The 4730-nt window shown below is 67.4% G+C and carries 6 protein-coding genes and 1 pseudogene; 1 reads left to right on the top strand and 6 read right to left on the bottom strand.

The genetic code is table 11. The features are described 5' to 3' along the window. Positions 1-103: 103 nt before the first annotated feature. The 6 genes from D180_RS09325 to D180_RS22980 form a co-directional block, all read right to left on the bottom strand. Positions 104-352, bottom strand: coding sequence for a succinate dehydrogenase assembly factor 2 (locus tag D180_RS09325; protein ID WP_017912578.1), 249 nt, complete (start codon positions 350-352; stop codon positions 104-106). A gap of 127 nt (positions 353-479) precedes the next feature. Beyond that, on the bottom strand, positions 480-1262 hold the full coding sequence (locus D180_RS09320) for a succinate dehydrogenase iron-sulfur subunit (RefSeq protein WP_017908442.1): 783 nt from the start codon (positions 1260-1262) through the stop codon (positions 480-482). 111 nt (positions 1263-1373) lie between these two features. Next, on the bottom strand, positions 1374-3164 hold the full coding sequence (gene sdhA, locus D180_RS09315) for a succinate dehydrogenase flavoprotein subunit (protein WP_017908441.1): 1791 nt from the start codon (positions 3162-3164) through the stop codon (positions 1374-1376). Positions 3165-3197: 33 nt separating this feature from the next. Continuing rightward, positions 3198-3584 carry a succinate dehydrogenase, hydrophobic membrane anchor protein gene (gene sdhD, locus D180_RS09310; protein ID WP_010342655.1) on the bottom strand — a complete coding sequence of 129 codons (387 nt, stop codon included), beginning with the start codon at positions 3582-3584 and terminating at the stop codon, positions 3198-3200. Then, positions 3581-3973: a succinate dehydrogenase, cytochrome b556 subunit gene (gene sdhC / locus D180_RS09305; RefSeq protein WP_017912577.1), complete on the bottom strand. Its 393-nt coding sequence runs from the start codon at positions 3971-3973 to the stop codon at positions 3581-3583. The genes sdhD and sdhC overlap by 4 nt, the downstream gene beginning before the upstream one ends. Positions 3974-4033: 60 nt before the next feature. Continuing rightward, positions 4034-4204, bottom strand: a complete 171-nt coding sequence (locus tag D180_RS22980; protein ID WP_081481960.1) for a DUF1674 domain-containing protein — start codon at positions 4202-4204, stop codon at positions 4034-4036. A 39-nt stretch (positions 4205-4243) separates the two neighbouring features. Between D180_RS22980 and D180_RS09300 the strand changes: the two are divergent. Continuing rightward, positions 4244-4730 (top strand): annotated as a pseudogene (locus tag D180_RS09300) (folate-binding protein); the annotation flags it as partial.

The raw sequence follows: 4730 nt of genomic DNA, 5'->3' as shown, positions 1-4730 counted from the left end.
CGGCCAGGCCAGGTGCGGCGGCAGGTCGGAGCCGAGCAGCGACAGCGGCGCCAGCGCGCCGAGCAGGGTCAGCGCGGCCAGCAGCCAGCGCGACGGGCGCCAGTCAAGCCGGCATGGCGCGGATGGAAGCGATGAGATCGGCGGCGCGCGCATCGGGACAGGCCTCGTAGCCCATGAACCATCGCCACAACTTATCGTCCTCGCAATCGAGCAGGTATAGGAAAACCCCGCGCTCGTCCTCGGAAGCTTCCCCCCAGCGCCGGTCCAGGTAGCGGCCGAACAACTGGTCCAGTTCGCGCATGCCGCGCCGGCAGCGCCAGCGCAGCTTCTTCAGTTCGGTGCTCTCGTCCATCGCATGCGCCCTTGCCTGGGGGCGGCGCCGCACGGCAGCCGCCGAAAACGAACGCGGCACCGAACCCGAAAGCCGGTGCCGCGCGGTCGGCGGGCAGGCCCGCCGTATGGAACGTGTGCCGCTGCGATCAGGCGCGGCGCGCCATCATCAGCTTCTTGATCTCGGCGATCGCCAGCGCCGGGTTCAGCCCCTTCGGGCAGGTCCGCGCGCAGTTCATGATGGTGTGGCAGCGGTACAGCTTGAACGGATCTTCCAGATCGTCCAGGCGCGCACCGGTGTCCTCGTCGCGCGAGTCGATGATCCAGCGGTAGGCCTGCAGCAGGATCGCCGGGCCCAGGTAACGCTCGCCGTTCCACCAGTAGCTCGGGCAGCTGGTCGAGCAGCACGCGCACAGGATGCACTCGTACAGGCCGTCGAGCTTCTTGCGGTCTTCCGGCGACTGCAGCCGCTCGCGGTCCGGCGGCGGCGGGGTCTGGGTGCGGATCCACGGCTTGATCGAGGCGTACTGCGCGTAGAAGTGGGTCAGGTCCGGCACCAGATCCTTGACCACGCTCATGTGCGGCAGCGGGTAGATCGGCACTTCCTTCTTGCCGCAGTCGCTGATCGCCTTGGTGCAGGCCAGCGTGTTGGTGCCGTCGATGTTCATCGCGCACGACCCGCAGATGCCTTCGCGGCACGAGCGGCGGAAGGTCAGGGTCGGGTCGATCTCGTTCTTGATCTTGATCAGCGCGTCCAGAACCATCGGGCCGCACGCGTCCAGGTCCACCTCGTAGGTGTCGGTCCGCGGGTTGCTGTCGTCGTCCGGATTCCACCGGTAGACCTTGAAGGTCCGCACGTTCTTCGCGCCCTTGGCGGGAAAGTGCTTGCCCTTGCCGATCTTGGAATTCTTGGGGAGGGTGAACTCTGCCATGGCTTTAAAATCCGGGAATGGGGATTGGGGAATGGGGAATGGGAAGCGGGAGCGAAGAGCGCATGCGCTGTTCTCGATTCCCGATTCCCTACTCCCGTTTCCCGGCTGTGGTCAGTAAACGCGCGGCTTCGGCGGCACCACGTCCACGTCCTTGCTGAGCGTGTACATGTGCACCGGGCGGTAGTCGAAGCTGCACTGGCCCTTGTCGTCGACGGTGACCAGCGTGTGCTTCTGCCAGTTGACGTCGTCGCGGTCGGGGAAATCCTCGTGGGCGTGCGCGCCGCGGCTTTCCTTGCGCTGTTCGGCCGAGTTGATCGTCGCCACCGCGTTGAGCAGCAGGTTGTTCAGCTCGTAGGTCTCGATCAGGTCGGAATTCCACACCAGCGAGCGGTCGGACACCTTGACGTCCTCGAAGCTGGCGAAGATGTCGGCCATCTTGTCCACGCCTTCCTTCAGCGTCTTGCTGGTGCGGAACACCGCCGCGTCGGACTGCATGGTGCGCTGCATCTTGTCGCGGATCACCGAGGTCGGGGTGCTGCCGTTGGCGTTGCGCAGCTTGTCCAGCAGGCCTAGCGCCTTGTCGCAGGCGTCGCCCGGCAGGCCCTTGTGCGGGGCGCCGGTCTTGATCGTCTCGGCGCAGCGGTTGGCCACCGCGCGGCCGAACACCACCAGGTCGAGCAGCGAGTTGGAGCCCAGGCGGTTGGCGCCGTGCACCGACACGCAGGCGGCCTCGCCGATGGCGTAAAGGCCCGGCACCACCGCATCGGGGTTGTCGCCGTCCTTGCGCACCACTTCGCCGTGGTAATTGGTCGGGATGCCGCCCATGTTGTAGTGCACGGTCGGGATCACCGGGATCGGCTGCTTGTGCACGTCGACGCCGGCGAAGATGCGCGCGCTCTCGGCGATGCCGGGCAGCTTCTCGTCGATCACGCCCGGGCCGAGGTGGGTCAGGTCGAGCAGGATGTGGTCCTTGTGCTCGCCGACGCCGCGGCCTTCGCGGATCTCGATGGTCATCGAGCGCGACACCACGTCGCGCGAGGCCAGATCCTTGTAGTGCGGCGCGTAGCGCTCCATGAAGCGCTCGCCGCTGCTGTTGCGCAGGATGCCGCCTTCACCGCGCACGCCTTCGGTGATCAGGCAGCCGGCGCCGTAGATGCCGGTCGGGTGGAACTGCACGAACTCCATGTCCTGCATCGGCAGGCCGGCGCGCATCACCAGGCCGCCGCCGTCGCCGGTGCAGGTGTGCGCCGAGGTGGCGCTGAAGTAGGCGCGGCCGTAGCCGCCGGTGGCCAGCACCACGCCGTGGGCGCGGAACAGATGCAACGAGCCTTCGGCCATGTCCAGGGCGAGCACGCCGCGGCAGGCGCCTTCCTCGTCGAAGATCAGGTCGAGCGCGAAGTACTCGATCATGAAGCGCGCGTTGTGCGCCAGCGACTGCTGGTACAGCGTGTGCAGCATGGCGTGGCCGGTGCGGTCGGCGGCGGCGCAGGTGCGCTGCGCGGACGGGCCTTCGCCGTACTTGGTGGTCATGCCGCCGAACGGACGCTGGTAGATCTTGCCGTCCTCGGTGCGGCTGAACGGCACGCCGTAGTGCTCCAGCTCGATGATCGCCGGGATCGCCTCGCGGCACATGTACTCGATCGCGTCCTGGTCGCCCAGCCAGTCCGAGCCCTTGATGGTGTCGTAGAAGTGGTAGCGCCAGTCGTCCTCGCCCATGTTGCCGAGCGCGGCGGAGATGCCGCCCTGCGCGGCCACGGTGTGCGAACGGGTCGGGAAGACCTTGGTCAGGCAGACGGTCTGCAGGCCCTTCTGGGCCAGGCCGAAGGTCGCGCGCAGGCCGGCGCCGCCGGCGCCGACCACGACCATGTCGTACTTGTGTTCGGTGATCTTGTAAGCGGACATCGAAATGTGGTTCCTAGAGGGGGCGCCGATGGATCAGGCGATGCCCAGCGCGATGCGCGCCACGGCGAAGATGCTGACGATGGCGCCGAGCACGGCGACGAAGCGCACGATGGTCTGCGCGGCCAACGCCAGCAGCGAGGTGTGCACGTAGTCTTCCAGCACCACCTGCATGCCGAGTTGGGCGTGCCAGAACGCGGCGATCAGGAAGCCGACCAGCAGGATCGCGTTCCACGGCTTGGCCACGGCCTCGGTGGCGGCGACATAGTCCGAACCGAGCAGGCTCAGCACGAAGATCAGGAACCAGATCGACAGCGGCACCAGCGCGGTGGCGGTCAGGCGCTGCAGCACGAAGTGCTCGGTGCCGGTCTTGGCCGCGCCCAGGCCGCGGACGTTCTTCAACGGGGTGCGATAGCGGCTCATGCAGTGGCTCCCAGCAGCACGTAGGCCCACACCGCGGCGGTCAGCACGAAGCTGAGCACGACCGACAGCCAGCCGATGGTGACGAAGGCGCGGACGGCGTAGCCCTGGCCGAAATCCTGCAGGATGTGGCGCAGGCCGCCGAACAGGTGGAAAGCGAAGCACCAGGTCCAGCCGAACAGGAACACCTGGCCGTACCAGGCGCCGGCGATGTCGCGGAAGCAGTTCCAGGAGGCGGGACCGAGCATCAGCGCCAACAGGCCGGCGGCGATGATCAGGGCACCGATCGACAGCACGATGCCGGTGGCTCGATTCAGGATCGAGGTCACCATCTGGATCTGCCAGCGATAGACCTGCAGATGCGGGGAAAGGGGACGTTCGCGCGTAGCCATTCGCTGGGCTCGTTGTCTCGGCTGGGCGGCGTGCTTAAGGCCGCGTTGGCTCAAAGCTGCTCAAAAATCGATGCAGCGTCCGTTTTTCTCCCAGTCGCCGTAGCGCGTCGGCTCGAGGCCGCCGCGCCCGCCGATCTCCCGCGGCGCAGGCTCGGTCTGCGGAGGGGTGTCCTCGGCGGGCCGCTGCGTTTCGGGATCGGACTCGGGTGTGGGGGTTGGTTGGCCTATCATGCGGGTCTCACAACTCGTCAATTTTAGTCCTCCCCTCTCGTGCCTGACAACCTGAATCTGGAATCCGGCGGTTTTTCCGCCTTGCCACACCTGCAATACGTCGCATTGCGCGGCCCGGATGCAGCGGCCTTCGCCCATGCGCAATTCGCCAACGACGTGCAGGCGCTGGCCGTGGGCCAGTGGCAGTGGAACGCCTGGCTCACCGCCAAGGGCCGGGTGCTCGCGGTGTTTGCGCTGCTGCGCCAGGCAGACGACGCCTTGCTGATGCTGCTGGCCGACGGCGGCGCCGAGGAACTGGCAACGGCGCTGGGCCGCTTCGTGTTCCGGCGCAAACTGCGCGTGACGGTCGAGGACACGCTTGTTGCTTTCGGTCGCCTGAGCCTACCCGAGCAGGCCCGCGGCGCGACGTCAGCGCACGATGAGGCCGGCGTGATCGAACTGGACATGGGCGGCGACGGCCTGCCGCGCACCCTGCGCCTGGTGCCGACGCCGGCCGCGGATGCGCCGGCCGCCGACCCGGTGCTGG

This window comes from Xanthomonas sp. SHU 166 (assembly GCF_000364685.1).
Taxonomy (GTDB): domain Bacteria; phylum Pseudomonadota; class Gammaproteobacteria; order Xanthomonadales; family Xanthomonadaceae; genus Xanthomonas_A; species Xanthomonas_A sontii.
This window is presented reverse-complemented; position numbering and strand designations above follow the sequence as displayed.